The sequence below is a fragment of the Streptomyces sp. NPDC019443 genome (genome assembly GCF_044389785.1).
GTDB lineage: Bacteria > Actinomycetota > Actinomycetes > Streptomycetales > Streptomycetaceae > Streptomyces.
This window is the reverse complement of the sequence record NZ_JBIRYJ010000007.1, coordinates 180163-202846: the sequence shown is the minus strand read 5'-3', so window position 1 is coordinate 202846 and position 22684 is coordinate 180163. Positions and strand designations below refer to the sequence as shown.

Here is a 22684-nt window from a genome sequence, read left to right as displayed (position 1 = left end):
AATACGCAGTAGGGTGTGGCAATGCCAGGGCCGGTATCGCCCTCACCTGAGGGCGCGGACCACCGGAGGGACCCGGGGTTCGGCTTCCCCTGGACGAAGGACAAAGGAGTCGCGGGTGTCCAGCTCCGACATCTTCATCGGCGAGATCATTGGTACCGCCGTACTCATCCTGCTCGGCGGAGGCGTGGTCGCCGCCGTCGTACTCAAGCGCTCGAAGGCTCAGAACGCCGGCTGGCTGGCAATCACCTTCGGGTGGGGCTTCGCGGTCATGATCGCGGTCTACATGACGGGCACCCTTTCCGGCGCCCACCTCAACCCGGCGGTCACCGTCGGTATCGCGGTCAAGGACGGGGACTGGAGCAATGTTCCGGTCTACATAGCCGGGCAGCTGCTCGGCGCCATGCTCGGTGCCGCTCTGGTCTGGATCGCGTACTACGGACAGTTCAAGGCCCACCTCACGGACCCGGAGATCATCGCCGCGCCGCCGCACGAGGAAGGCCTGGTCAGCGAGGAGGCCGCCCCGAAGGCCGGACCGGTCCTCGGTGTCTTCTCCACCGGCCCCGAGGTCCGTGTTGTGTGGCAGAACCTGGCCACCGAGATCATCGGCACCATCGTGCTCGTGCTCGCGGTGCTCACCCAGGGCCTCAACGACAGCGGCAAGGGCCTGGGCGTCATCGGCGCACTGATCGTCGCCCTCACCGTCGTCGGCATCGGCCTCTCGCTCGGCGGCCCCACCGGCTACGCCATCAACCCCGCACGTGACCTGGGCCCGCGCATCGTGCACGCCCTGCTCCCGCTGCCGAACAAGGGCGGTTCCGACTGGGGCTACGCCTGGATTCCCGTCGTCGGCCCGCTGGTCGGCGGAGCGATTGCCGCGGGTATCTACAACATCGCGTTCGCCTGAGCCGACCGACACCTACAGCCTTCAGGAGCACACCCGTGACCGACACACACACCACCGGCCCGTTCATCGCGGCCATCGACCAGGGCACCACCTCCAGCCGCTGCATCGTCTTCGACACGGACGGCCGGATCGTCTCCGTCGACCAGAAGGAGCACGAGCAGATCTTCCCGAAGCCGGGATGGGTGGAGCACGACGCCGCCGAGATCTGGACCAATGTCCAGGAGGTCGTCGACAGCGCCGTCGCGAAGGCGGGCATCACCTCCGCCGACGTCAAGGCCATCGGCATCACCAACCAGCGTGAGACCACCGTCCTGTGGGACAAGAACACCGGCGAGCCGGTGCACAACGCCCTCGTCTGGCAGGACACCCGCACCGACGCGCTCTGCAAGGAGCTCGGTCGCAACGTCGGCCAGGACCGGTTCCGCCGCGAGACCGGCCTGCCGCTGGCCTCGTACTTCGCCGGCCCGAAGATCCGCTGGCTGCTCGACAACGTCGAGGGCCTGCGCGAGCGCGCCGAGCGTGGCGAGATCCTCTTCGGCACCATGGACTCCTGGGTCATCTGGAACCTGACCGGCGGCGTCGACGGCGGCCACCACGTCACTGACGTCACCAATGCCTCGCGCACCATGCTGATGAACCTGCACACCCTCGACTGGGACGAGAAGATCCTCCAGTCGATGGAGGTCCCGGCCGCGGTGCTGCCGGAGATCCGTTCCTCCGCCGAGGTGTACGGGACCGCCAAGAGCGGCGCCCTCGCCGGTGTGCCGGTCGCCTCGGCGCTCGGTGACCAGCAGGCGGCCCTGTTCGGCCAGACCTGTTTCGCCGAGGGCGAGGCCAAGTCGACGTACGGCACCGGCACCTTCATGCTGATGAACACCGGTCACGAGCCCGTCAACTCGTACAACGGCCTGCTGACGACCGTCGGCTACCGGATCGGCGACCAGGCACCGGTGTACGCCCTCGAGGGGTCCATCGCCGTCACCGGTTCGCTGGTGCAGTGGATGCGCGACCAGATGGGCCTGATCAACTCCGCTGCCGAGATCGAGACGCTGGCCTCCTCCGTCGAGGACAACGGCGGCGCGTACTTCGTACCGGCCTTCTCCGGCCTGTTCGCCCCGTACTGGCGTCCCGACGCCCGCGGTGTGATCGCCGGCCTGACCCGTTATGTCACCAAGGCGCACATCGCCCGCGCCGTTCTCGAGGCCACCGCCTGGCAGACCCGCGAGATCAGTGACGCCATGACCAAGGACTCCGGCGTCGAGCTGACCGCGCTCAAGGTCGACGGCGGCATGACCTCCAACAACCTGCTGATGCAGACCCTCTCGGACTTCCTGGACGCACCGGTGGTGCGCCCGATGGTTGCCGAGACGACCTGCCTCGGCGCTGCCTACGCCGCCGGTCTGGCCGTCGGCTACTGGCCGGACACCGACGCTCTGCGCGCCAACTGGCGCAGGGCCGCCGAGTGGACCCCCCACATGGATGCGGACCAAAGGGACCGCGAGTACAAGAGCTGGCTCAAGGCCGTCGAGCGGACCATGGGCTGGCTCGAAGACGACGCTGACGAGGAGTAATTCGAGATGACCACCCTGCAGAGCGTCCCTTCCCTTGGGACGCACCCGGCCTCCGGCTCCCTGCCGAGCCGCGCCGAAACTCGGGAGCAGCTTTCCAAGGCGACATACGACCTCCTGGTGATCGGCGGCGGCATCCTGGGCATCTCCACCGCCTGGCATGCGGCGCAGTCCGGGCTGCGGGTGGCTCTGGTGGACGCCGGCGACTTCGCCGGCGCCACCTCCTCCGCCTCCTCCAAGCTTCTCCACGGCGGTCTGCGCTATCTGCAGACCGGCGCGGTGAAGCTGGTCGCGGAGAACCACTTCGAGCGGCGCGCGGTATCCCGTCAGGTGGCTCCCCACCTGGCCAACCCGCTCACCTTCTATCTGCCGGTCTACAAGGGCGGACCGCACGGCGCGGCGAAGCTCGGGGCGGGCGTCTTCGCCTACTCCGCGCTCTCCGCGTTCGGCGACGGCGTCGGCCATGTGATCAGCGCGGCCAAGGCACAGCGTGACGTTCCCGAGCTGCGTACGGAAAACCTCAAGGCCGTTGCCGTGTACGGCGACGACCAGATGAACGACTCCCGGATGGCGCTGATGACGGTCCGCGCGGCCGTCGAGTCGGGCACGACCGTGCTCAACCACGCCGAGGTCACCGGGCTGCGCTTCACCAAGGGCCGGGTGACGGGCGCTGAGCTCAAGGACCGTATGGACGGTACGGAGTTCGGCGTCACCGCGCGCCTGGTGCTCAATGCCACCGGACCTTGGGTCGACCACCTGCGCAGGATGGAGGACCCGAACGCGGCTCCGTCCATCCGCCTGTCCAAGGGCGCGCACCTGGTGCTCAAGCGCACCGCGCCGTGGAAGGCCGCGCTGGCGACCCCCATCGACAAGTACCGCATCACCTTCGCCCTCCCCTGGGAGGACATGCTGCTGCTCGGCACGACCGACGAGGAGTACGAGGGCGATCCGGCGGATGTCGCGGTCAACGACAAGGACGTCACGCAGATCCTGGACGAGGCCGCGTTCTCCATCCGCGACCAGCAGCTGTCCCGCGATCTGATCACGTACTCCTTCGCGGGTCTGCGGGTGCTGCCCGGCGGTCCCGGCGACACCTCGAAGGCGAAGCGCGAGACGGTCGTGACCGAGGGCAGCGGCGGCATGCTGTCGGTCGCCGGCGGCAAGTGGACGACCTTCCGCCACATCGGCCGTACGGTGATGAACAAGCTGGCCGCCCTGCCCGGGCAGCCGCTGGCTGAGGACATGGAGCCGATCTCGCGGCTGCCGAAGAAGCTCCCGCTGCCGGGTATATCCAACCCGAACGCGGTCGCGCACCGGCTGCTGGTCGACGGCGGAACGCCCGGCCCGCGGATGGCCGCGGACACCGCTCGGCACCTGGCCACGCACTACGGCTCGCTCTCCTTCGACATCGCGCGCCTGGCCAACGACGACCCTGCGCTCGGCGAGCGGATACACCCGGACGCGCCGGAGATCTGGGCGCAGGTCGTGTACGCGCGCGACCACGAGTGGGCCGAGACGGCGGACGATGTGCTGCGCCGCCGCACGACGCTGACGATCCGGGGCCTCGCGACGGACGAGATCCGCGAGAAGGTCGACAAGCTGCTCGTCGACAAGGACTGATACCGGTCAAGGACTGATACCGGTTGATGAGTAAGGGGCGGCCTCCCCTGAGGCCGCCCCTTACTCGTGCCATACGGCCGCCGCGTTGCCGCGACATGGCGTGGGGACAGTTGAAGCATGAAGTTTCAAGTGCTCTCACTCATCAGCCACTCCCCGCAAGGTGACGAGGGTGCCGGAGGCCATCGCGAACGGGCCGCAGCTCATCGGCAGTCCGCGGCAGATCATCGACAAGATCCTCGGCCGCCACGAGGTGTACCGGCACAATCTGCAGTCGATCACGGAGGACGGTTTCGGGCTTGATCGGGCAGAACAGATCGAAACGCTCCAGCGATTCGCCGAGAAGATCGCCCCAATCGTGCGGGAGGAGGCTCCGACCACCCTTTGGGACGCATAATGGGGGCCGATACATCGGATGTATGGAGGTCGCCCATGGCTGTCACCGACGAGGCCATCGAGAAGATCAAGGGAATGATCGTCTCGGGTGCGCTGCGCCCCGGCGACCGCCTGCCCAAGGAGAGCGAACTCGCCGCCGAGCTGGGCCTGTCGCGCAACTCTCTGCGTGAGGCGGTGCGGGCGCTGTCACTGATCCGCATCCTCGACGTACGGCAGGGCGACGGCACCTACGTCACCAGCCTGGACCCGCAGCTTCTGCTGGAGGCACTGAGCTTCGTCGTCGACTTCCACCGGGACGACACGGTGCTGGAGTTCCTCGCCGTACGCCGCATTCTGGAACCGGCCGCCACCGCGATGGCCACGACCCGGATCAGCGAGAGCGAACTGGACCTGCTGAGCGCACAGTTGGACGCGCTCGGTCCGCAGCCATCGGTGGAGGAGCTGGTCGCGGCCGACCTCGAGTTCCACCGCGGCATTGTGCAGTCCTCGGGCAATTCGGTGCTCTGCTCGCTGCTCGACGGGCTGTCCGGGCCGACGACCCGGGCGCGGGTCTGGCGCGGCCTGACCCAGGAGGACGCGGTCAGCCGGACGCTCCACGAGCACCGGGCGATCCTGTCGGCGCTGCGGGACCGGGATGCGGAGGCGGCGCGGTCGTGGGCGACGGTGCATATCGCGAGCGTGGAGCAGTGGCTGAGGTCGACGCTTTAGCGCCTGCGGCGGGCCTGTTCCCCGCCCCGCCCCTTCCCGAACTGGGGCTCCGCCCCCGGCTACGGGAAGGGGCGGCAGTGGGCTAGTCCTGCTTCTCGCCGCTCGCGAAGCGCGAGATCACCAGCGCCACGATGATGATCGCGCCGTTCAGGAACTGGTTCCACAGTGCGGGCACGCCGCCGAGCGTCATCACATTGACGACCAGCTGCAGCGTCAGCACCCCGGTCAGCGCGCCGAAGAGCGTCCCCCGTCCCCCCTTGAGGCTGATCCCGCCGATCACCGCCGCCGCGAACACCTGGAAGATCCAGCCGTTGCCCTGGGTGGCCGCGACCGAGCCGTAGTGGCCCGTGTAGAGGATGCCCGCGAACGCGGCCAGCAGCCCGCCGATGGCGAGCACGATCCAGGTGATCCGGTCGACTCGGATACCCGCTGCCCTGGCCGCCTCCGGGTTGCCGCCGATCGCGTACAGCGCACGTCCGTGCCGTAGATACGCCAGCGCCGCGCCGCCGATCGCGAACAGCGCCAGACAGATCCACACCGCGGCCGGCGCGCCGAGCCAGTCGGTCTTGCCCAAGTACCGGAAGGACTCCGGGACATCGGTGATCGACTTGCCCTCGGTGATGCCGATGTGGAGGCCGCGCAGCATGGTGAGCATGCCGAGCGTGGCGATGAAGCCGTTGACGCGCAGCTTCAGCATCAGGAAGCCGTTGACCGCGCCGATGGCCATGCCGACCAGCAGACAGACCGGGATCGCCATCCAGACGGGCAGCAGTTCCAGGCCCGCGAAGCGCCCGCCTTCGGTCGGCAGGACCAGCCACATGGCGATGACCGGCGCGATGCCGATCGTCGACTCCAGCGACAGGTCCATCCGGCCGCAGATCAGGATCAGCGCCTGCCCCAGCACCAGCAGGCTGAGTTCGGAGGACTGCTGAACCACGCTGATCAGGTTGTTGGAGGTGAGGAAGACCGGCGAGACGATGAAGCCGATCACCATCAGCACCAGGATGACCGGCACCAGCGAGAAGTCGCTCCACCGGATCAGCTGCAGCCGGTTCAACGGGCTGTCGCTCTTGGTCTCGTCGGCCGTCAGCGGCCGTATCGTCCCGGTCATTCCTGCTCCCCCACACCTTCCATGGCGGCGACCAGTTCGCGGTCGGTCCACCCGCTCCCGAACGTCGCGACCACCCGCCCGTGGAAGAGGGCGAGCACCCGGTCGCAGACCCGCAGATCGTCCAGCTCGTCCGAGATGATCACGGCCGCGCTGCCCTGGTCCGCCACCCGTCGGACGACGGACAGCAGCGAGTCCTTTGACTTCACATCCACGCCCGCGGTGGGCCGCAGGGCCACCAGCGCGCTCGGCCTGCGGGCAAGCGCGCGGGCGACCACGACCTTCTGCTGATTGCCGCCGGAGAGCCCGGAGACGGGCTGCCCGGGTCCCTGTGTCTTGATGTCGAGCGAAGAGATCATGGACTGGGCGAATTCCCTTGTACGAGACGGCAGTACGGTCCCCCAGGGGCCGAGCTGGTCGGTGACCGTGAGCGTGGTGTTCTCGGCAACGCTGCGGCCCACGACAAGCCCCTGGAGGTGGCGGTCCTCGGGGATGTAGCCGATGCCTGCGTCGAGCGCATGCGGGACGCTGCCGGTCTTCACTTCCCGGCCGCGTACGGTGATCCGCCCCGCGCTCGCCCTGCGCATGCCGACCAGGGTCTCGCCGAGGGCGGTGTTGCCGCTGGCCGCGGCCCCGGCGAGCCCCAGCACCTCGCCCGGGCGCACCGAGAGGTCGAGCGGCTCGAACTGGCCCTCCAGGGTGAGCCCTTCAGTACGGAGCACGGGCTCCTCGTCGCGGACCAGCCCGACAGGGGCGTGCCAGGTCGACGGGCCACCGCTGGACTCGCCCGTCATCGCCGTGACCAGGTCGTCCTTGGTGAGGTCGGCGACGGGCGCGGTGACCACATGGCGGGCGTCGCGGTAGACCGTGACGGCGGTGCACAGTTCGTACACCTCCTGCAGATGGTGGGAGATGAACAGGAACGCCACTCCCTGGCTCTGCAGTTCACGCAGCTTGTCGAAGAGCCGCTGGATGCCGCGGGCGTCCAGCTGGGCGGTCGGCTCGTCGAGGATGATCAGCCGTGCGCCGAAGGAGAGCGCCCGCGCGATCTCGACGAACTGCCGCTGCTCCACGGCGAGATCCTTCGCACGGGCACCCGGGTCGACGCTCACTCCGTACCCGGCGAGCAGTTCTTCGGCGCGCCGCCGCAGCTGCCGCCAGCTGATGAATCGGCTGCTTGTGTCGAAGCGGTTCAAGAACAGGTTCTCGGCGACCGTGAGATCCGGCACGACCATCGACTTCTGGTAGACGCAGGCGACCTTGGACTGCCAGGCCGCGGTGTCCCCGAAGGCGGGCGCGGGCTCGCCGCTGAAGGTCACCGTGCCCGCGTCCGGCTTGTGCAGCCCGGTCAGAACGCTGACGAGGGTGGACTTGCCCGCGCCGTTGCGCCCGACGAGTGCGTGCGACTCACCGGGCGCGACGGTCAGGCGTACACCGTCGAGCGCCACGGTCGGACCGAAGCGCTTGACGATTCCCTCCGCCTCCACGGCGGCAGGTGGGACCTGGTGCGCCATGGCTAGCTCTTCTTCTCCAGCTGGTTGGCCCACAGCTTGGGGTCGTCCACGTTCTCCTTGGTCACCAGCGGCGCGGGCAGCTGGTCCTCGAACCCGTTCGGGATCTTGATGATGGTGGATTCGTGGTCGGTCGGCCCCTGCTTGGGGGTCTTTCCGTCCAGCGCCTGCTTGGCCCAGTACAGCGCGTACTTGGCGTACAGGTCGGCGGGCTGGGAGACCGTCGCGTCGATCTTCCCGGCCTTGATTGCGTCGAGCTCCTCCGGGATGCCGTCGTTGGAGATGATCGTGATGTGGCCCGGGGTACCTGGAGCCTTCAGCAGCTTCTTCTGCTCCAGCAGCGCGAGAGTGGGCTGCAGGAAGACGCCGCCGGCCTGCATGTAGATGCCGTTGATGTCGGGGTGCGCGGCGAGCGTGGACTGGAGCTTGGCGGAGGCGACGTCGCCCTTCCAGTCGGTGGCCAGCTCGAAGACCCTGATGCCGGGGAAGTTCTTGACCATGCAGGACTTGAATGCCTCGGAGCGGTCGCGGCCGTTGATGGAGGACAGGTCGCCCTGGAACTCCACGACCTTGCCCTTGCCCTTCAGCTGCTCGCCGAGGTACTTGCAGGCCTTCTCGCCGTACGCGCGGTTGTCGGCCCGGACCACCATGTAGACCTTGCCCTTGTCGGGCCGGGTGTCGACGCTGACGACAGGGATCTTCTTGTCCTCCAGGGTCTGCAGGGACTCGGCTATCGCGCCGGTGTCCTGCGGGGCCATGACGACGGCCTTGGCGCCCTGGTCGGTGAAGGTCTGGACGTTGGCGACCAGCTTTCCGATGTCGTTCTGGGAGTTGGTCAGGGACAGCGCGTCGACCTCGCCGTCCTTGACGCCCTTGTTGATGTACTGCTGGTACGAGTTCCAGAAGTCACTGTCGCTGCGCGGCAGATCGATGCCGACCTTGCCGCCGCCGGACCCGCTGTCCGAGTCGCGGTTGCAGCCCGCAAGGGCCGTCACGGCCAGCAGCACCGCGCAGGCCGCGGCACTTGTCGTACGCACTCTCATTGGTGTCCCGTCCTTCGGTGGTGTCGGCTCAGGTGGCGCTTGGTTCGGGGACGCTCAGTTCGGGGGGCGCAGGCGCAGGCCCTGCATTCCGCCGTCGACCGCGAGTGCCGTGCCCGTGACGGCTGCCGCGGCGGGGCTGGCGAGGTACACGATGGCGGCGGCCACTTCGTCGGCCGCGACCAGCCGTCCGGTGGGCTGGCGGGCCTCCAGCGCGGCGCGTTCGGCAGCGGGGTCGTCGGCCTGGTCGAGCAGGCGGCCGATCCACGGGGTGTCGGCGGTGCCGGGGTTGACGCAGTTGACGCGGATGCCCTCGCGCACATGGTCGGCGGCCATGGCGAGGGTGAGGGAGAGGACCGCGCCCTTGCTTGCGCTGTAGAGGGCGCGCTGGGGCAGCCCGGCGGTGGCGGCGATGGAGCAGGTCTGGGTGATGGACACCTGGCCGGGTCGGTCCGCGGCGGAGCGCCGCAGATGCGGCAGGGCGTGCCGGGCGACGCGCACCATGCCCAGCACGTTGATGTCGAGGACGCGCTGCCATTCGTCGTCGGCGTTGTCCGCGACGGTGCCGATGGCGCCGATGCCGGCGTTGGACACGACGGTGTGCAGGGCGCCGAACTCCGCCGCGGCCCCGTCCACGGCGGTGCGCACGGCTTCGTCGTCGGTGACGTCGGCCTTGAGCGCCAGGACACCGTCGGGCGCTCCCGAGGTCTCGCGGTCGAGTACGGCGACGCGAGCTCCGCGTTGGAGCAGCAGCGTCGCCACGGCGGCCCCGATGCCCGAGGCGCCGCCCGTCACGAGGGCCGACAATCCCTCGAAGTCCCTTGTCCCGGTCATGAGTTGACCTCCTCGATGGTGCGTCGGGCCTGCCAGACGGGCCCTTCCGGATAGCGGTGGGCGGCGATCGACTCGGGGAGCATGCGGGCGGAGAAGCCCGGGGCGCGCGGGGCGACATAACGCCCGGAGGAGATCTCGGCGGGATCGGCGAAGTGCTCGTGGAGGTGGTCGACGTACTCGATGACGCGGTCCTCCCAGCTGCCGGAGACGGCGACGTAGTCGAACATGGCAAGGTGCTGGACGAGCTCGCACAGTCCTACCCCACCGGCGTGCGGGCAGACCGGGACGCCGTATTTGGCGGCGAGCAGCAGGATCGCGAGGTTCTCGTTGACTCCGGCGACCCGCGCGGCGTCGATCTGCACAAAGTCGACGGCCCCCGCCTGGAGCAGCTGTTTGAACACGACGCGGTTGGCGGCATGTTCGCCGGTGGCGACCTTGACCGGCTGGCCCGCGCGTACGGCGGCGTGGCCGAGGATGTCGTCGGGGCTGGTCGGCTCCTCGATCCAGTGCGGCTCGTACGGCGCGAGCGCCTTCATCCAGCGCACCGCGTCGGCGACGTCCCAGCGCTGGTTGGCGTCAACGGCGATGCGTACGGAGGGGCCGACGGCGCCGCGGGCGAGCTTCATGCGCCGGATGTCGTCGTCGATGTCCCCGCCGACCTTCAGCTTGATCTGGCCGAAGCCGTCGGCCACGGCCTCCTTGGCGAGCCTGACGAGCTTTTCGTCGGAGTAGCCGAGCCAGCCGGGTGAGGTGGTGTAAGCGGGATAGCCCTGCGCGCGCAGCCGCCCGGCCCGCTCGGCCCGGCCGGGCTCCGCAGTGCGCAGGATCGCCAGTGCCTCGTCCCGGGTCAGTACGTCCGTCAGATAGCGGAAGTCGACGAGCGAGACGAGTTCCTCGGGGGTCATCGAGGCGAGGAACTCCCACACCGGCTGCCCGGCGTGCCGGGCAGCCAGGTCCCAGGAGGCGTTGACGACCGCGCCCGCCGCCATGTGCATCACACCCTTCTCCGGGCCGAGCCAGCGCAGCTGCGAGTCATGGGTCAGGTCGATGTGGAGCTCGGCGAGGTCGGCTGCCGTACGGGGGGCCGGGCGCCCGATGACGTACGGACGCAGCGCCTCGATGGCGGCGGTGGTGACATCGTTGCCACGCCCGATGGTGAAGCAGAAACCGTGTCCCTCGGCCCCGTCGGACGCGCGTACCACCACATAGGCGGCGGAGTAGTCGGGGTCGGGGTTCATGGCGTCGGAGCCGTCGAGCTGTTCCGAGGTGGGAAAGCGGATGTCGTGAACCTCGAACTCCGTGACGGTCTGACTCATGCACGCCCCCACTGGAAGAACATCGGACCTCTCTTGGTCATCCGATGTATAGCGCCGTCCACGCGGCAACGTCCAGGGCCGGGACGAAAATTCTCGTACACAGCTCGGATGAATCAATGCCCCGATGCCCTGGTTCTCCGACGCATGCCCTATCGCGCGGAAGTTCACCCGGCCGTGCAAGGGGGCTGCGGCCGGGCACCCCGTAAGCCGTAAGGTTGGGGCGTAGACAAGGGAACTTCGGAAGGAGGCACTGGGTGATCGAGCTCGAGGCGGTTCCCGAGCTGATCGACCCGGTCATGGTGGCCGCGTTCGAGGGCTGGAACGACGCCGGCGACGCCGCCTCCACCGCGGTCGCACACCTGGACCGGGAATGGAAGGGCGAGGTGTTCGCGGCGCTCGACGCCGAGGACTACTACGACTTCCAGGTCAACCGGCCCACGGTGTGGCTGGACGGCGGGGTACGGAAGATCACTTGGCCCACCACCCGGCTCTCCGTCGTCCGCATCGGCGGCGACAAGCCGCGCGATCTGGTGCTGGTCCGCGGCATCGAGCCGTCCATGCGCTGGCGCTCGTTCTGCAACGAGATCCTGGGCTTCGCCCATGAGCTCGGCGTCGAGATGGTGGTGATTCTGGGGGCGCTGCTCGGCGACACCCCGCACACCCGTCCGGTGCCGGTCAGCGGCATCACCTCCGATCCGGATCTGGCGAGGACCATGGATCTGGAGGAGACCAGGTACGAGGGGCCGACCGGCATCGTCGGCATCCTGCAGGAGGCGTGCACGCACGCGGGTGTGCCGGCAGTGAGCCTGTGGGCCGCGGTGCCGCACTATGTGTCGCAGCCGCCCAACCCCAAGGCGACGCTGGCGCTGCTCAACCGCCTCGAGGACCTGATCGGCCTCCGGATTCCGCTGGGTGAACTGGCCGAGGACGCACGGGCATGGCAGCTCGGTGTGGATCAACTGGCCGCCGAGGACAGCGAAGTGGCGGAGTACGTACAGACGCTGGAGGAGGCGCGGGACACCGCGGAGCTTCCCGAGGCGTCGGGCGAGGCCATCGCCCGCGAATTCGAACGGTATCTGCGCAGGCGCGACGGCGGTCCCGGGCATGCAACGGACGGCGGCGAGGGCAGCTCGTATCTGCGCGACACCTCCAGCGGGCGGACCCGGCCGCCGATGCCACCGCGTGCGGAGCCGGATCCCGAGGCGGGGCATGAGGCTGAGGCTGAGGACGAAGATTCCTCGGATGACTGAGGTAGGGGAATGAGGAGCGGGGCGGCGCCGACCGGGCGCCGCCCCGCTCCGCTCTCAGTTCGGACTCAGCTTCTCGTCCTCAGCTTCTCGTCCTCAGCGTCGGACCTGATCCACCGCGACCACGTCGTACGTCGTGTCCGGTGTCGGCTCGACATCGAAACGGGCGTTGGGCAAGTAGATCCGGTCCCCCCAGGCCGCGGCCGTCGTAGGGATCTTGAAGCGCTCCGGATCGGTGATACGCGCGATCGCCGTGCCCCGGGTGCCGGACTCGTTGAGCCGCAGCACATCGACGGCGTTCTGCTGCTGCTGTACGACATAGAGGGTGCGGCCGAGCAGCAACAGGCCGTCGCCGTTGGGAAGCCGGGTGCCGCCGATGTCGACGCTGCGGGCCACTCCGGTGCGCGGGTCGACGCGCATCAGGCCGCCGCCCCCGGCCACGGTGTTGACCAGGAGCAGCGCGCTGCCGTCCGGCGTGCGCTCGATGCCGTTGCCTGTGAAGGAGGGCCCCTGCTCCCAGTCACCGGTCAGCGGGACGGTCGTGACTTCGTCGCCCGGCTGGTCGTGCCGGCCGAGCGGGAGCCGGTAGATCTGCGGTTTGAACGAATCCGTGAACCAGGCGGCCCCCGGGGTGAGGATCACATCGTTGACGAATGTGCCGTCCGAGCCGACGGTGAAGGTCTTCAGAAGCTTCCCCGAGCGGACGTCGGCCACCCGGATCTCACGGCTACCGCCGCCGCTGAGGAACAGCAGCCGCTCTCGCCGGTCGATTTTCAGACCTATCACGGGGTGCTCGGCTCCGAGCCCCTGGCTGATGACGTGTCCCCGGCCCGTGGCCAGGCTCGCGCGGTAGACATCGCCGTTCGCTATCGACCCTAAGTAGGCATAGGGGCTCGGCCCGATGGTGATTCCTTCGGGCCGGAAGCCGTTCGGCAACGGGAAACGTGTGGGCCACCGCCCACTGGTGGACCGGGCGCCTGGGCCACTCCGCCCAGAGGGGAGAGGAGCGCCGCGCCGCCTAGTGCCGCGACAGCTCCGAGAACTCTTCGACGTGCGAAGGAGCGTTGCATTGACCGTCCTTCCGACAAGTGTTCAACAGTCGCTCTCACCTCAACACACAGCAGGCGGCTCCGCAGTGTTTGGCCGAATTGCGGCGTGACATCGCCTTCAAGCCGAAATGCACGGGTTTCCCAATCAGGCTTGATTTCAAACGTAGTTCACCAAGCGGGGTGGACGTCCGGCGGTGTCGGTAGCAGGGTGGCGGCCACGGCACGACACGCAGACATAGCCAAACCACGGAGCACGGCACCTGAAGGGAGCGGTCGTAGCGATGACCGATCAGGCACTCCCAGGTCAGGGCCCCGGAACTACGGGCCCTGGACCCGACGGAGCTGGATTCACCTATCAAGGAGCCGAGCCGGAGCTGATCGTCGTCGCACGGGCCGAGGCCCGGCTGCGCGTCGGCACGGACGGCGTACGGTCGGCCTCGGGGACGGACATCTCCGCCCTGAACATGTTCCTGAGCGACGAACAGCTCGCTCTGGAGCCGCTGTTCGGCAATGAGGAGCGGAGCAGGACCGCCCTGCCCTCGCAGCCCGCGGGACCGGTCGGCGGCCGGGGCGCGATGCCCGACCTCTCGCTCTTCTATCGCGTACGGGGCGGAGGCGACCGGGCCCAGGAGCTGACCGCCCGGCTGGCCGCACTCCCCGAGATCGAGACGGCGTACGCCAAACCCGGCGCCGTACCCGCGCGGACCTCGCCCCATGTCGCCCTGACCGAGGAGGCCAAACGCCTCAAGGAGGGCGCGCCCGCGACACCCGACTTCACCGGCCGTCAGGGCTACTTGACGCCGGCGCCCGAGGGCGTGGACGCGTACTGGGCCTGGCATCGACCGGGCGGCACGGGAGCGGGCGTCACCGTCGTCGACGTCGAGGGCGCCTGGCAGTTGGGCCACGAGGACCTGGCGGACAAGCTGGCCGGCATCGTCGTCGGCAATCCGGTCCAGGACATCGCGTGGCGCAACCACGGCACGGCGGTCCTCGGCATCATCGGTGGCGACCGCGACGAGAAGGGGATCACCGGGATCGCGCCGGAGGCGGTGACCGCGGCGGCGTCGTTCCAGGGCATCGGCTCGGCCGCGGCCATCCACGCCGCCGCCGAACGGCTCTCCCCCGGCGACATCCTGCTGATCGAACTCCACCGCCCGGGACCGCGGTTCGACTTCGAGACCCGCGACGACCAGCGCGGCTACATCCCGCTGGAGTGGTGGCCCGACGACTGTGCGGCGATCCGCTGGGCGACCGCCATGGGCGTCCTGGTCGTCGAGGCCGCGGGCAACGGCGGCGAGAGCCTGGACGACGCGCTGTACGAACGCAGGCCCGACGAGTTCCCCGAGTCGTGGCGCAACCCCTTCAACCCGTCGAACCAGTCATCCGGGGCGATCCTCGTCGGAGCGGGCGCTCCCCCGCCCGGGACGCACGGCCGCGACCACGGTCCCGACCGGTCGCGGCTGGCGTTCTCCAACTACGGGGCGCGCATAGACGCCCAGGGCTGGGGCCGCGAGGTCACCACGACCGGCGGCTTCTGGGACCGGGCGGGCGATCTCCAGGGCGGCGCCGAGGAGATCGCCTGGTACACGGACACCTTCTCGGGCACCTCGTCCGCGTCGCCGGTGGTGGTCGGCGCGCTGGCGTGCCTGCAGGGCATCCTCAAGGCCACGCGGTTCGCGCAGATGAGCCCCGAGCAGGCGCGCGACGTACTGCGCAGGACGGGTTCGCCGCAGCAGGACGCACCGGGGCGACCCGCCTCGCAGCGGATCGGCAACCGTCCGGACATCAAGTCGGCCGTCACCCAGCTGGTGCCGTCATCGGTCGGCTCCGGCCGGGCGGAGCGGTACTGGGACGAGTTGATGCCGTATCCCCGTGAACTTCCGCCACGCCTGAGGCTGTTCGTGGCCGGCGCATGGCGCAATCTCAACCATCCCGCCCCCGAAATCCGCCAGGCGGTCCATGCCGCCTTCGCGGGGGGACGGCCGGACGTTCGCGTCTGGTACTCGGACGACGAGGTCGTGGGCCTGGTCGTCGCCGGATGAATCGAAAGGGAAGGTGAACAGGACATGAGCACCACCCCGCAGATGAACCCCAGCTCCATGAGCCAGCAGTACGGGCAGCCGTACGGCCAGCAGCAGTACGGACACCAGCAGTTCGGGCAGCAGCAGCACGGACAGCAGGGCGCGAGCACCGCCCCGCCGCCGTCGATGCAGAGCCAGCAGGGCCAGTACCCGCTCGCGCAGGAGCTGCAGCAGCTCGGTCAGCAGCAGCCGTACCAGCAGCTGCTCCAGCAACTCGGCCAGCAGCAGTCGCAGCACCAGCAGCCGCTGTTGCTGCCGAGCGCGGTCGACAACCAGGCCGTCACCAGCGGTATCGCCACGAAGTTCTGGGACGTCGTCACACCGCTGCCCGGCCAGCCGTCGATCCTGTACCTGTTCATCAACAACGGCTGGCGCCGTCTGGTGAACCCGAACGCGGTGACGCATGACGCGGTCCAGGAGGCCTTCGCCTTCGGGCAGCAGATCATCGGGATCTACGAGTCGACGAACGACGTGATCCAGGCCGTCATCGTCAACAAGCAGTAAGGGCAACTCCAGCACCGAGGGCGCCGGGTGGGTACAGACCCGCCCGGCGCCCCCTCGGTCGTCGGGCGGGCTTACAGCGCTACGCCCAGCAGAGCGTCGACGGCGCGCGAGACGAGGCCGGGCGCGCCCTCGTCCGTACCGCCCTCCGCCTGCTGGAGCGCGGCCCAGCGGTCGACGGCGGCCAGCGCGGCTGGCGCGTCGAGGTCGTTCGCGAGGGCGGCGCGGATCTCCTCGACGAGGGCGTCGGCGGGCGGCCCGTCCGGCCGGGACACGGCCGCGCGCCAGCGGCCGAGACGCTCGACGGCGTCCCGGAGGACCTGGTCGGTCCACTCCCAGTCGGCGCGGTAGTGATGGGAGAGAAGGGCGAGCCGGATCGCGGCGGGGTCGACCCCGTCGCGGCGCAGCTTGGACACGAAGACCAGGTTGCCCTTGGACTTGGACATCTTCTGGCCGTCGAGCGCGACCATGCCGGCGTGGACGTACGCCTTGGCGAAGGGGTACTCGCCGGTGAGGACTTGGGCGTGCGAAGCACCCATCTCGTGGTGCGGGAAGGCGAGATCGGAGCCGCCGCCCTGTACGTCGAAGCCCATGCCGAGGTGGTCCAGGGCGATGGCCACACACTCGATGTGCCATCCGGGCCGCCCGCGCCCGAGGGTGCCGCCGTCCCAACTCGGCTCGCCCTCACGGGCGGCCATCCACAGCATCGGGTCGAGGGGGTTCTTCTTGCCAGGGCGCTCGGGGTCGCCGCCCCGCTCGGCGGACAGGAGCCGCATCGCCTCGGCGTCCAGGTTGGACACCTCGCCGAAGTGCGGGTCGGCCTCCACGGAGAAGTACACGTCACCTTCGAGCTCGTACGCGGCACCCGCGTCCCGGAGCCGCTCGACGAGCGGCACGATGCCGGGTATGGCCTCGACAGCGCCGATGTAGTGCTGCGGGGGGAGCATCCGCAGTGCGGTCATGTCCTCGCGGAAGAGCGCGGTCTCGCGCTCGGCGAGCTCGGTCCAGTCGTGCCCGTCGCGGATGGCACGCTCGAGGAGCGGGTCGTCGACGTCCGTCACGTTCTGGACGTAGTGAACCTGCCGCTTGGTGTCGAGCCACACGCGCTGAACGAGGTCGAACGCGTTGTACGTCGCCGCGTGACCCATGTGGGTCGCGTCGTACGGCGTAATGCCGCAGACATAGATGCGGGCGACAGGACCGGGGTCGAGGGTCACAGGAGCACCGGTCGCGGTGTCGTGGATCTGGAGGTCGCGGCCCTTGCCAGGCAGGGCGGGGACCTCAGAAGCGGGCCAGGCATGCATGACATGAGCGTAACCGGACGCCCGTTCCGCATACGAACCGGATCAGGCGACGGCTTGGCTGGTTGGGCGGTCTTGCGGGTTGAGCGCGGATGTGTCCGTTGCCCGGGGCTGGGGAACAGCCCCCACACCTCACACCGGCGGCCAGGGAATCGCCGGCCACTCCCCCGACGGCACCGGATGCCTCCCCGTCCCCAGCAGCGCCCCCACTCTCGACCGCACCGCCTCCACCTCCGCCCCCGTCAGCAGTTCCGCCAGACGGGCGGACAGCTGTTCGCCCTCGCCCAGCGCCGCCGCCAGTGCGGCCAGCGCCGAGGTCGCCTCCGGCGGCAGCGGGTCCCCCGCCCAGCCCCACAGCAGCGTCCGCAGCTTGTCGGCCACGTTGAACGTGACCCCGTGGTCGATCGCGTACAGATGGCCGTCCGCCGTCGGCAGCAGATGCCCGCCCTTCCGGTCACCGTTGTTGATCACCGCGTCCAGCACCGCCAGCCGCCGCAGCCGCACATCGTCCGCGTGCACAAGCAGCGCCGTACGCCCCTCGCCCACCTCCGCGAAGCCGATCGCCTTCCAGCCCTCTCCCGGCTCCTCCTCCTCGACCAGCGCGAGCAGCGACGCCGACGCGTCCGCCTCGATCCAGAGCTGGACCATGCCCTCGCCGTACGGGCCGTCCCGCAGGACCGTCGGCGGCACCAGGCCCCACCCGGTCGCCTCGGAGAGCTCGTACGCCGCCACCTCGCGCTGCGCCAGCGTTCCGTCCGGGAAGTCCCACAGCGGCCGCTCCCCGGCGACCGGCTTGTACACGCAGTGAGCCTGCTCACCCTCGTACGAGACGGAGCAGTAAAGGACCGCGTTGGACGCCTCGCGGACCCGCCCGCGCACGGTGAGCTCGCCCTTGGCGAGGAGATCCCGCGCCGTCAGGCTCCGCGGCGGTATCCGTTCTGGCGCGGGCATACGTGTCCTTCCGGATCGAGCGGCAGGCTGCACAGCGGGCACGGCGGCCGGCCGGCGTTCACCACGTCCAGCGCGCGCTTGGCAAAGGCCCTCGCCTGCGCCCCGGACAGCCGGACGCGCAGCATCGGCGGGCCGTTCTCCTCGTCCTGCAGCAGCCGTTCCTCGGCCTCCGCGAGGTCCTCCTCGGAGTCCGCGTCCAGCTCCACCAGCGCCTGAGCCTCGACGATCATGCGCTGTTCCTCGCCGTCCCACGCCAGCGCCATCGTGCCGACCCGGAACTCCTCCTCGACCGGCGCGTCCAGCGGTGCGGTGTCCGCGACGTCGGCGGGCGCGACGGCCGGCACCGGCGCGTTGCCCCCGGTACGGCGCACGACCTCGTCCAGCAGCTCGTCGATCCGCTCGGCGAGCGCGGCCACCTGGGTCTTCTCCAGGGCTACGCTGGTGACGCGCCCTGCGGCCGAAGCCTGCAGGAAGAACGTACGGCGTCCAGGCAGCCCGACCGTGCCGGCCACGAAACGGTCCGGCGGGTCGTAGAGGAACACCTGACGGGACACGTTCTGTCTCCCTCGGGATCGTGGGGTCGGTCGGTATCGGCTGCTGTGGACGACTGTCGAGCGGGCATACGGGTTTTCGGCCCGTCCACCCTACTGCGGGGAGCGATCACGGGGCGCCCGCGCCGCCCCCGACGACCGCGGCCCCGCCATCGTTCCCGCCACCGTTCCCGCGCGGCGCGAGCGAGCCGAAGTCCCCGGTGTCACCGAGGCGCAGAAGAAATGGACGGGTGCGGGTGTAGCGGATCGCGGTCACGGAACACGGCTCCACATGCACCCGCTGGAAGAGATCGAGATGCATACCGAGCGCGTCCGCCACCAGGGACTTGATGATGTCGCCGTGCGAGCACATCACATACGCCGCGTCCTCGCCGTGCGCCGCGTCGATGCGCGCGTTCCATTCGCGTACGGCGTCGACAGCGCGCGCCTGCATGGCCCGCATCGACTCGCCCCCGGGGAACGCCGCCGCGGACGGGTGCTGCTGCACGACCTCCATGAGCGGCTCGTCCGCGAGTTCGGCGAGCTTGCGCCCCGACCAGTCGCCGTAGTGACACTCGCCGATCCGCTCGTCGGTCTGCAGTTCAAGGCCGGCCCGGGCGTCCAGCAGCGGCTGCATGGTCTGCAGACAGCGCTCCAGGGGGCTGCTGACGACGGCGGCGACCGGCACGTCGGCGAGCCGCTCGGGCAACGCGGCCGCCTGCGCGGCGCCGCGCTCGTCGAGAAAGACGCCAGGGGTCCAGCCGGCGAGCACCCCCGCGGTGTTGGCGGTGGAGCGTCCGTGGCGTACGAGGATCAGCGTGGCCATGACCGTCAGCCTAGGCGGACCCGCGCACGAGGGTGCGCCGGGGCCGTATGCAAGGAAGAATGCACGCCGTGATCGTGGACTGTGCCATCTACCGCGAGGGGCGCCGCACCAAAGGCCCCGCCGACTTCTCCGATGCCCTGGACGAGGCTCGGGCGACCGGCGACGCCTTTCTCTGGATCGGTCTTTACGAGCCGACCGAGAAGGAGTTCGATCACGTCTCGGCGGAGTTCGGGCTGCATCCGCTGGCGGTGGAGGACGCGCTCAACGCACACCAGCGCCCCAAGCTCGAGGTGTACGACGACTCGCTGTTCGTGGTTCTCAAGCCGGTGGTGTACGAGCCGGAGAGCGACGCCGTCACCACTGACGAGCTGATGGTCTTCATCGGCGACTCGTTCGTGGTGACGGTCCGGCACGGTGAGGGCGCGCCGCTCGCGGCGGTGCGCCGACGGCTCGAAGCCGAGCCCGAGGTCCTCAAGCACGGCCCCACTGCGGTTCTCTACGCCGTCAGTGACGCGGTCGTCGACCACTACATCGATGTCGCCGCCGAGCTCCAGGTGGACCTGGAGGAGCTGGAGACCGATGTCTTCGCACCCGCCGGCGGCGACGCACGCCACAGCGCGGCGCGGATCTACACCTTCAAGCGGCAGGTTCTGGAGTTCCGCCGCGCCGCAGGGCCGCTGTCGGCTCCGATGGCCCGTCTTGCGAGCGCGGGCGTGCCGTTCGTCCATGAGCATGCGCAGCCGTTCTTCCGGGACGTCAACGACCATCTGACACGCGCGAACGAGCAGGTCGAGGGGTTGGACCGGCTGCTGTCGGACGTCTTGTCCGCCCATCTCGCGCAGATGGGCGTGCGGCAGAACGACGACATGCGCAAGATCTCGGCGTGGGCGGCCATGGTCGCGGTCCCCACCATGGTCGCGGGGATCTACGGCATGAACCTCGAGCACATGCCGGAGCTGAGGTGGGTGTGGACGTATCCGGCGGTGGTGCTGCTGATGGCCGGGGCGGTGTACGGCCTGTTCCGGCTGTTCAAGCGCCGCGGCTGGCTGTAGGGCGCCCCCGCCGCTCTCAGAAGGCGGGAGCGGCGGCGGGAGGCCCGTCGAGGGCGCCCCGGCGCTCGGGCATCTTCAGGCTGACCATCCGGTGCCAGCCGCCGAACCGTTCGTACGCGTACATGGCGTGGATGCCCGCGGCCAGCGTCGCGGACTTGGCCTTGGGCCAGTTCAGCAGCCGTCCCATGTGGTCCATCACGGCGAGGCTCACATCGCGGTAGACCTTGATCTCGGCGAGGGCGCTCTCGCGCAGGACCCGCTGGATCGTACGGCCGTGCCCGGCGGCGGCCAGCCGCAGCAACTCCTCGTGGCAGTAGGCCAGGTGGTTGTCCTCGTCGTTGCAGATCATGGTGATGGCCCTGCCCAGTTCGGGATGGTTCCCGAAGTACTTCACGAGCATGTCCATCTGGTCGGCGGCCCGCTGCTCGGTGACCCTGCTGTGCGAGAGGTAGACGACGATGTCCCCCTCGGTCAGCGGCTCGTCGCGGCGCAGCTTCTCGTGGGTGAGTCCGATGCCCCGCTTTTCGAGCAGCATCGTGTAGTCGGTCTCGGGCGGGACGGGGACCGGTGCCAGTCCGCGCTTCTTGAGCAGGGCGTCGAAGAGCCGTCCGTGCTTGTCCTCGTCGGCGCCGTGCCGGGTGATCTTGGGCGCGAGGGCGCGCATGCTCTCGGGCACCAGGGCGGCGATACGGCCGTTCTCCCAGCCACCCTGCGTCTCGCCGCTGGCCGCGATGGAGCAGAAGAGCTGGAAGGCGTCGTCGCTGTCGACGATTTCCTGGAACAGACTCCGGGCCGAGAGCATCACTGCCACCTCCATGAAGACATCCGCAGAAGACATCCGCAAAGAACGAGTCAAATGCGCTACGGGAGGCGAGGCAACAGGTAGGTCGCACAACTCCGCCGAATGGAGGACGGCGACGCGGGTGCCGGCCGTAACCGGAGCCCGCATTTCGGCGTTGTGATGCATGACGGCCGTGGCGGGGAAGACCCCCGAGCCCCCACCACGGCCGCAGCCTTGCCCCCTTGTGAACGGGGGCTTCAGCGCAGGCAGGCCGTTCAGCGGCCGCGTTACGCGAGCCCGGCGCGCTCCAGGGCCTTCGTGCCCGCCCGCAGAGCGGTGAGCCGCTCGTCGAGCGTGAACCCGGCCGGGGCGAGGGTCAGCGTGGTGACGCCGGCCGCGGCGTACGCCGCCATCCGCTCGGCGATCCGCTCCACCGGGCCCAGCAGCGTCGTCTGGTCGATCAGCTGGTGCGGGACCGCGGCGGCCGCGCCCTCCTTGTCGCCGGACAGGTACTTGTCCTGGATCTCGGCGGCTTCCTTCTCATAACCCATGCGCTGCGCAAGCTGGTTGTAGAAGTTCTGCTTGCGGCTGCCCATGCCGCCGACGTACAGCGCGGTGTACGGACGGAACATGTCGGCAAGACCGCCCACGTCCTCGCCGACCGCGAGCGGCAGCGTCGGGCAGACGTCGAAGCCCTCCATCGTCTTTCCGGCCTTCTCGCGGCCCGCCCGCAGATACTTGATCGCGGTGTCCTCGAGGTGGTCCGCGGACGGGAAGATCAGCAGCGCGCCGTCGGCGATCTCGCCTGTCTGCTCAAGGTTCTTGGGGCCGATCGCGGCGATGTACAGCGGGATGTGCTCGCGCTGGGGGTGGACGGTGAGCTTGATCGGCTTGCCCGGTCCTTCCGGCAGGGGGAGCGTCCAGTGCTCGCCCTCGTACGACAGGCGCTCGCGGGCCATCGCCTTACGGACGATCTCGACGTACTCGCGGGTGCGGGAGAGCGGCTTGTCGAACTTGACGCCGTACCAGCCCTCGGAGACCTGCGGGCCCGAGACGCCGAGGCCGAGGCGGAAGCGGCCACGGGAGAGGGAGTCCAGGGTGGCGGCGGTCATCGCGGTCATCGCGGGCTGGCGGGCCGGGATCTGCATGATCGCGGAGCCGACGTCGATGCGCTCGGTCTGGGCAGCGACCCAGGTGAGCACGGTGGGGGCGTCGGAGCCGTACGCCTCGGCGGCCCAGCAGACGTCGTAGCCGAGCTTGTCGGCCTCCTTGGCGACCGCGAGATTGTCGCCGTCCATCCCCGCGCCCCAGTAGCCGAGGTTGATGCCGAGCCGCATAACCGCTCCCTCTTACTGATCAGTAA

General features: G+C 69.4%; 20 protein-coding genes and 1 pseudogene. 9 read left to right on the top strand and 12 right to left on the bottom strand.

Annotated elements, in window-relative coordinates; all coding sequences use genetic code 11:
- The first annotated feature begins 115 nt into the window (after nt 1-115).
- From ACH492_RS23435 to ACH492_RS23415, 5 genes and pseudogenes are all read left to right on the top strand, one after another.
- Nucleotides 116-904 (top strand): MIP/aquaporin family protein, encoded by a 789-nt coding sequence (locus ACH492_RS23435; RefSeq protein WP_398989515.1) that lies wholly within the window; start codon nt 116-118, stop codon nt 902-904.
- 35 nt (nt 905-939) lie between these two features.
- Nucleotides 940-2475, top strand: a complete 1536-nt coding sequence (gene glpK / locus ACH492_RS23430; RefSeq protein ID WP_398989513.1) for a glycerol kinase GlpK — start codon at nt 940-942, stop codon at nt 2473-2475.
- Nucleotides 2476-2481: 6 nt separating this feature from the next.
- Nucleotides 2482-4092, top strand: a complete 1611-nt coding sequence (locus ACH492_RS23425; RefSeq protein ID WP_398989511.1) for an FAD-dependent oxidoreductase — start codon at nt 2482-2484, stop codon at nt 4090-4092.
- A 169-nt stretch (nt 4093-4261) separates the two neighbouring features.
- Nucleotides 4262-4486 (top strand): annotated as a pseudogene (locus ACH492_RS23420) (LLM class flavin-dependent oxidoreductase); the annotation flags it as partial.
- A gap of 35 nt (nt 4487-4521) precedes the next feature.
- Entirely contained in the window at nt 4522-5193 is a 672-nt protein-coding gene (locus ACH492_RS23415) for a FadR/GntR family transcriptional regulator (protein ID WP_398989509.1), read from the top strand.
- An 82-nt stretch (nt 5194-5275) separates the two neighbouring features.
- On the opposite strand, the gene ACH492_RS23410 is transcribed toward ACH492_RS23415, so the two are convergent.
- The 5 genes from ACH492_RS23410 to ACH492_RS23390 are packed head-to-tail and all read right to left on the bottom strand — an operon-like array spanning nt 5276 to nt 11002.
- Entirely contained in the window at nt 5276-6304 is a 1029-nt protein-coding gene (locus tag ACH492_RS23410; RefSeq protein ID WP_398989507.1) for an ABC transporter permease, read from the bottom strand.
- Entirely contained in the window at nt 6301-7815 is a 1515-nt protein-coding gene (locus ACH492_RS23405; RefSeq protein WP_398989505.1) for a sugar ABC transporter ATP-binding protein, read from the bottom strand. Before ACH492_RS23405 ends, ACH492_RS23410 begins: the two co-directional genes overlap by 4 nt.
- Before the next feature lie 2 nt (nt 7816-7817).
- Entirely contained in the window at nt 7818-8855 is a 1038-nt protein-coding gene (locus ACH492_RS23400) for a sugar ABC transporter substrate-binding protein (protein ID WP_398989503.1), read from the bottom strand.
- 54 nt (nt 8856-8909) lie between these two features.
- Entirely contained in the window at nt 8910-9686 is a 777-nt protein-coding gene (locus ACH492_RS23395) for an SDR family NAD(P)-dependent oxidoreductase (protein ID WP_398989501.1), read from the bottom strand.
- Nucleotides 9683-11002 carry an enolase C-terminal domain-like protein gene (locus tag ACH492_RS23390; protein WP_398989499.1) on the bottom strand — a complete coding sequence of 440 codons (1320 nt, stop codon included), beginning with the start codon at nt 11000-11002 and terminating at the stop codon, nt 9683-9685. Before ACH492_RS23390 ends, ACH492_RS23395 begins: the two co-directional genes overlap by 4 nt.
- 254 nt (nt 11003-11256) lie before the next feature.
- Here ACH492_RS23390 and ACH492_RS23385 point away from each other — a divergent pair, with 254 nt between their 5' ends.
- Nucleotides 11257-12252 carry a PAC2 family protein gene (locus tag ACH492_RS23385; protein ID WP_398989497.1) on the top strand — a complete coding sequence of 332 codons (996 nt, stop codon included), beginning with the start codon at nt 11257-11259 and terminating at the stop codon, nt 12250-12252.
- A gap of 93 nt (nt 12253-12345) precedes the next feature.
- Here the strand turns inward: ACH492_RS23385 and ACH492_RS23380 are convergent, their stop codons facing one another.
- Nucleotides 12346-13185, bottom strand: coding sequence for a superoxide dismutase (locus ACH492_RS23380; protein WP_398989495.1), 840 nt, complete (start codon nt 13183-13185; stop codon nt 12346-12348).
- A 394-nt stretch (nt 13186-13579) separates the two neighbouring features.
- On the opposite strand from ACH492_RS23380, the gene ACH492_RS23375 reads away from it, so the two are divergent.
- Together ACH492_RS23375 and ACH492_RS23370 are read left to right on the top strand one after the other, a co-directional pair.
- On the top strand, nt 13580-15340 hold the full coding sequence (locus ACH492_RS23375) for a S8 family peptidase (protein ID WP_398989493.1): 1761 nt from the start codon (nt 13580-13582) through the stop codon (nt 15338-15340).
- 24 nt (nt 15341-15364) lie between these two features.
- Nucleotides 15365-15883, top strand: a complete 519-nt coding sequence (locus ACH492_RS23370; protein ID WP_398989491.1) for a hypothetical protein — start codon at nt 15365-15367, stop codon at nt 15881-15883.
- A 71-nt stretch (nt 15884-15954) separates the two neighbouring features.
- On the opposite strand, the gene mshC is transcribed toward ACH492_RS23370, so the two are convergent.
- From mshC to ACH492_RS23350, 4 genes are all read right to left on the bottom strand, one after another.
- Nucleotides 15955-17184, bottom strand: a complete 1230-nt coding sequence (gene mshC / locus ACH492_RS23365; RefSeq protein WP_398989489.1) for a cysteine--1-D-myo-inosityl 2-amino-2-deoxy-alpha-D-glucopyranoside ligase — start codon at nt 17182-17184, stop codon at nt 15955-15957.
- A 129-nt stretch (nt 17185-17313) separates the two neighbouring features.
- Nucleotides 17314-18132: an SCO1664 family protein gene (locus ACH492_RS23360; protein WP_398989487.1), complete on the bottom strand. Its 819-nt coding sequence runs from the start codon at nt 18130-18132 to the stop codon at nt 17314-17316.
- Nucleotides 18096-18686 (bottom strand): DUF3090 domain-containing protein, encoded by a 591-nt coding sequence (locus ACH492_RS23355; protein WP_307664468.1) that lies wholly within the window; start codon nt 18684-18686, stop codon nt 18096-18098. Before ACH492_RS23355 ends, ACH492_RS23360 begins: the two co-directional genes overlap by 37 nt.
- A gap of 106 nt (nt 18687-18792) precedes the next feature.
- The gene (locus ACH492_RS23350; RefSeq protein ID WP_398989485.1) at nt 18793-19488 is read right to left on the bottom strand and encodes a histidine phosphatase family protein; all 696 of its coding nucleotides are present in this window, start codon (nt 19486-19488) and stop codon (nt 18793-18795) included.
- Nucleotides 19489-19547: 59 nt separating this feature from the next.
- Between ACH492_RS23350 and corA the strand changes: the two genes are divergently transcribed.
- Complete coding sequence (gene corA / locus ACH492_RS23345) at nt 19548-20540, top strand: magnesium/cobalt transporter CorA (RefSeq protein ID WP_398989483.1); 993 nt, start codon at nt 19548-19550, stop codon at nt 20538-20540.
- A 16-nt stretch (nt 20541-20556) separates the two neighbouring features.
- Here corA and ACH492_RS23340 read toward each other — a convergent pair whose 3' ends face one another.
- Both ACH492_RS23340 and ACH492_RS23335 read right to left on the bottom strand, forming a co-directional pair.
- Nucleotides 20557-21342, bottom strand: a complete 786-nt coding sequence (locus ACH492_RS23340; RefSeq protein ID WP_398989750.1) for a ferritin-like domain-containing protein — start codon at nt 21340-21342, stop codon at nt 20557-20559.
- 266 nt (nt 21343-21608) lie between these two features.
- On the bottom strand, nt 21609-22658 hold the full coding sequence (locus tag ACH492_RS23335; protein WP_398989482.1) for an LLM class F420-dependent oxidoreductase: 1050 nt from the start codon (nt 22656-22658) through the stop codon (nt 21609-21611).
- Nucleotides 22659-22684 lie beyond the last annotated feature (26 nt).

Bases quoted from the DNA above. Each gene is read 5' to 3' on its own strand.
- ACH492_RS23425 (WP_398989511.1), top strand. From the start codon at position 2,482: ATGACCACCCTGCAGAGCGTCCCTTCCCTTGGGACGCACCCGGCCTCC.
- ACH492_RS23415 (WP_398989509.1), top strand. From the start codon at position 4,522: ATGGCTGTCACCGACGAGGCCATCGAGAAGATCAAGGGAATGATCGTC.
- ACH492_RS23410 (WP_398989507.1), bottom strand. From the start codon at position 6,304: ATGACCGGGACGATACGGCCGCTGACGGCCGACGAGACCAAGAGCGAC.
- ACH492_RS23405 (WP_398989505.1), bottom strand. From the start codon at position 7,815: ATGGCGCACCAGGTCCCACCTGCCGCCGTGGAGGCGGAGGGAATCGTC.
- ACH492_RS23400 (WP_398989503.1), bottom strand. From the start codon at position 8,855: ATGAGAGTGCGTACGACAAGTGCCGCGGCCTGCGCGGTGCTGCTGGCC.
- ACH492_RS23395 (WP_398989501.1), bottom strand. From the start codon at position 9,686: ATGACCGGGACAAGGGACTTCGAGGGATTGTCGGCCCTCGTGACGGGC.
- ACH492_RS23390 (WP_398989499.1), bottom strand. From the start codon at position 11,002: ATGAGTCAGACCGTCACGGAGTTCGAGGTTCACGACATCCGCTTTCCC.
- ACH492_RS23375 (WP_398989493.1), top strand. From the start codon at position 13,580: ATGACCGATCAGGCACTCCCAGGTCAGGGCCCCGGAACTACGGGCCCT.
- ACH492_RS23370 (WP_398989491.1), top strand. From the start codon at position 15,365: ATGAGCACCACCCCGCAGATGAACCCCAGCTCCATGAGCCAGCAGTAC.
- mshC (WP_398989489.1), bottom strand. From the start codon at position 17,184: ATGCATGCCTGGCCCGCTTCTGAGGTCCCCGCCCTGCCTGGCAAGGGC.
- ACH492_RS23360 (WP_398989487.1), bottom strand. From the start codon at position 18,132: ATGCCCGCGCCAGAACGGATACCGCCGCGGAGCCTGACGGCGCGGGAT.
- ACH492_RS23350 (WP_398989485.1), bottom strand. From the start codon at position 19,488: ATGGCCACGCTGATCCTCGTACGCCACGGACGCTCCACCGCCAACACC.
- corA (WP_398989483.1), top strand. From the start codon at position 19,548: ATGCACGCCGTGATCGTGGACTGTGCCATCTACCGCGAGGGGCGCCGC.
- ACH492_RS23340 (WP_398989750.1), bottom strand. From the start codon at position 21,342: ATGCTCTCGGCCCGGAGTCTGTTCCAGGAAATCGTCGACAGCGACGAC.
- ACH492_RS23335 (WP_398989482.1), bottom strand. From the start codon at position 22,658: ATGCGGCTCGGCATCAACCTCGGCTACTGGGGCGCGGGGATGGACGGC.